We start from the raw sequence: 2744 nt of genomic DNA on the forward strand, positions 1-2744 counted from the left end.
GTAAGCGCAAAATATTGCTACGTTACTCGTAAATTACGCTTGCACCAAAATGATAGATGCAAGCGTTTTACTTTATTTTAGTTTTGACAGTTCGCTTTCGCAGTCTCGCTCCATGGAGCAAGTTGTTCCAGCTGTTCATCTGACATTTTATCGTTTGGCCGTTGTGATAAGAGATATGTCAGATATTTATAGGTATTCAGATCATTCGCTTTTGCCATCTCAACTATTGTATACACAATAGCACTAGCGGTGGCTCCTTTAGGACTGGCGCTGAACAGCCAGTTCTTCCGGCCAACAGTGAATGGTCTGATTGCATTCTCGCTAAGATTGTTGGATAAACTGCAATGACCGTCTTCCAGATAGGTCATCAGGGTGTCTTTCCGATTTTGGGCATAGTTCACCGCTTTCGCCAAACGGGTTCCCTTGTTTGGGCGCTGTTGATCCAGCCAATTCCAGAATGCCTCCAGTATCGGCTTCTCCTTTTCAAGACGAAATTGTTTTCTCTGCTCCGCAGTGTGATTTTTTGCTTTTGAGTACCGCTCACAATCAAACAGCTTGCAACAGAACTGTACTCCCTGCACTGCCGGAAGGCTGTAATCATACTCTTTCCCTTTCGGTATGGCATCTGTGAAGTAACGTCTCACATGTGCCCAGCAAGAGCAGCGCTTGATATCCGGCAGATTATTATAACCCTGATATCCATCAGTCTCCAGATATCCGCTGAACCCCTGTAGGAAAGATGCTGCATGGAACTTTGCCCTTGTCTCTGTATAATGATAGAGCAGGATCGGCGGAAGTCCATCTTCTCCACTGCGGAAGAGCCACATCCAGGAATCCGTTTCAGGATTACGCTCCGGTTCATTCAGTACCTGAACCCGGGTTTCATCTGCCATCAGATATTTACGCATCCGTAACTGACAGTGAAAATAATCATAAACATGACGGAGATAATTCTCGGCACAGTAAATGATCCAGTTAGCAAGCGTAGCCCGGCTTAATGGGACACCCAGTTGCTTCCAGTCCTCTTCCTGCCGGTTTAACGGCAGACCATTCTGGTACTTCTGGTGCATTGCCCATCCGACAACGGATTCCGATGCATAACTTTCCGGGATCAATGGTTCCTGAACAGGGGCTTTGACAAATGTCTGATCATCCGGATGTTCCTCTGATATGGCACACTCCGGGCATTTATAGGTTTCACGATAGATATTTACTACTTTTCCTTTGGCAGGGGTAAAGCGAAATTCATGGCGGACGAATTCTTTCCCGATACATTCCATCTGCGTTCCGCAGGTTGGACAGTTTCGCTCCTCCTCCGTAAGAGAAATGATCTCGTCGCAGGAAGGAACATTTTTAAAGAGATCTGCATGTGTCCGTCTTGCTTTTCTCTTATGTTCCGGAACAGTGATGTCATCAGGAAGTTCTTGTTCCCATGTCGGATCTGCTTCCTGCTCGGCTTCATCAAAAAGATTCAACTGGCCATCGATATCTTTCCGTTTTTCACTGGAAGTACCAAAAAGTTTCTTCGTGAGATATTCAATCTGCTGACGAAGGTTTTCTTTTTCCAGCCGGTCTGCTTCCAATGTTTTTTGTAAAGACTGGATCAGTTCTGTCTGTGTGGAAATGGTCTTATTCAGTTGGTTGATCATGTCCTTGTACGCGAGGATTTTTGAATCTTTTGAATTACCAGCCATATGTTTTCTGCTCCTTTTTCACTACTCTTATTGTACCATAAAAAGCAATGAAAAAGAAGCAGGAAACCCAGCATTTACAAGGGATTTCAGACATGATACAGGATGAAAAAACCCTCCGTTTCTGTTGGCTGGCATAGATGTTTTACGCGATCATTCCGTAGGCTTGAATGCCTTTGGTTGTTCGATTTCAAGCCCGGACATGAGCCAGTCGAATTGCTGCCAGGTCAATTGTTTTACTTCCAACTGATTTCTGGGCCAGCGGAATCTGCCCTGGACTTCCATACGTTTATACAGCAGCACAAATCCGTCAGATTCCCAGAGCAAAGCTTTGATCCTGTCACAACGTTTTCCACAGAAAAGATACAGGGCACTTCGCCTTGGATCCATATGGAGTTGATCCTCTACAATAGCACACAGCCCGTCAATGGATTTCCGCATATCCGTTCTGCCTGTTACGATATAGATTTCATCGGCGGCTGTGATATCCCCTAACATTCCAACTCCTTCACAATGCGAAGCGTTTGAGCCAGAAGCTGAGGATCTGTTCCATTTGGTATTGTTAGATGAAAGCTTCCTACAGACAGCTTCATTGGCTCTGCTACAGAAAGGTTATTTCTTTCCGTAGATGCCGGAATTATATTTAATGGCTGTTCATAAGGAATCGGGTCAGTATCATGAAAATCCACTCTGACAACTTCCTGGCTTTCTGGTGCACGATAGGTGCTTCCAGTTGACGCCGGCAAATCCACACAACCTTTCTGACACAGTCTTTTTACCCAGTTGTAAAAAGTTCCTGGCTTGATATCATGTTCCACACACCATTGATGATCTGTCAATCCACTTTGACGGCATTCCATGATGAGACGGTATTGTTCTTCAGCAGGTATTCTTTTGCTTCTCATGAGCACACCTCCATAACTTGAATAGAGTAAAATGCTCGCATCTATCATTTCTAGCAAGAGAAAATGAAGTGAAATGCTTGCATTCTCTAATGATTATTATGGATTGATTTTTAGGGCAACACAATCCGTCGAATTATTTTGCGCTTAC

Annotated in this window: 3 protein-coding genes; all 3 read right to left on the reverse strand. The window is 44.4% G+C overall.

From position 1 onward, the window contains the following. Positions 1 to 77 precede the first annotated feature (77 nt). A complete protein-coding gene (locus tag AB5642_RS20150) occupies positions 78 to 1694 on the reverse strand; it encodes an IS66 family transposase (protein WP_368371951.1) in 1617 nt (538 codons plus the stop codon). Positions 1695 to 1844: 150 nt separating this feature from the next. Then, a complete protein-coding gene (gene tnpB, locus AB5642_RS20155) occupies positions 1845 to 2189 on the reverse strand; it encodes an IS66 family insertion sequence element accessory protein TnpB (RefSeq protein WP_009246070.1) in 345 nt (114 codons plus the stop codon). After that, on the reverse strand, positions 2183 to 2596 hold the full coding sequence (locus AB5642_RS20160) for a transposase (RefSeq protein WP_368371954.1): 414 nt from the start codon (positions 2594 to 2596) through the stop codon (positions 2183 to 2185). Before AB5642_RS20160 ends, tnpB begins: the two co-directional genes overlap by 7 nt. Positions 2597 to 2744 lie beyond the last annotated feature (148 nt).

The sequence above is a fragment of the Ruminococcus sp. 1001136sp1_2201st1_G3_2201SCRN_220225 genome (genome assembly GCF_040924365.1).
Taxonomy (GTDB): domain Bacteria; phylum Bacillota; class Clostridia; order Lachnospirales; family Lachnospiraceae; genus Blautia_A; species Blautia_A faecis.

Bases quoted from the DNA above. Each gene is read 5' to 3' on its own strand.
- tnpB (WP_009246070.1), bottom strand. From the start codon at position 2,189: ATGTTAGGGGATATCACAGCCGCCGATGAAATCTATATCGTAACAGGC.
- AB5642_RS20160 (WP_368371954.1), bottom strand. From the start codon at position 2,596: ATGAGAAGCAAAAGAATACCTGCTGAAGAACAATACCGTCTCATCATG.
- AB5642_RS20150 (WP_368371951.1), bottom strand. From the start codon at position 1,694: ATGGCTGGTAATTCAAAAGATTCAAAAATCCTCGCGTACAAGGACATG.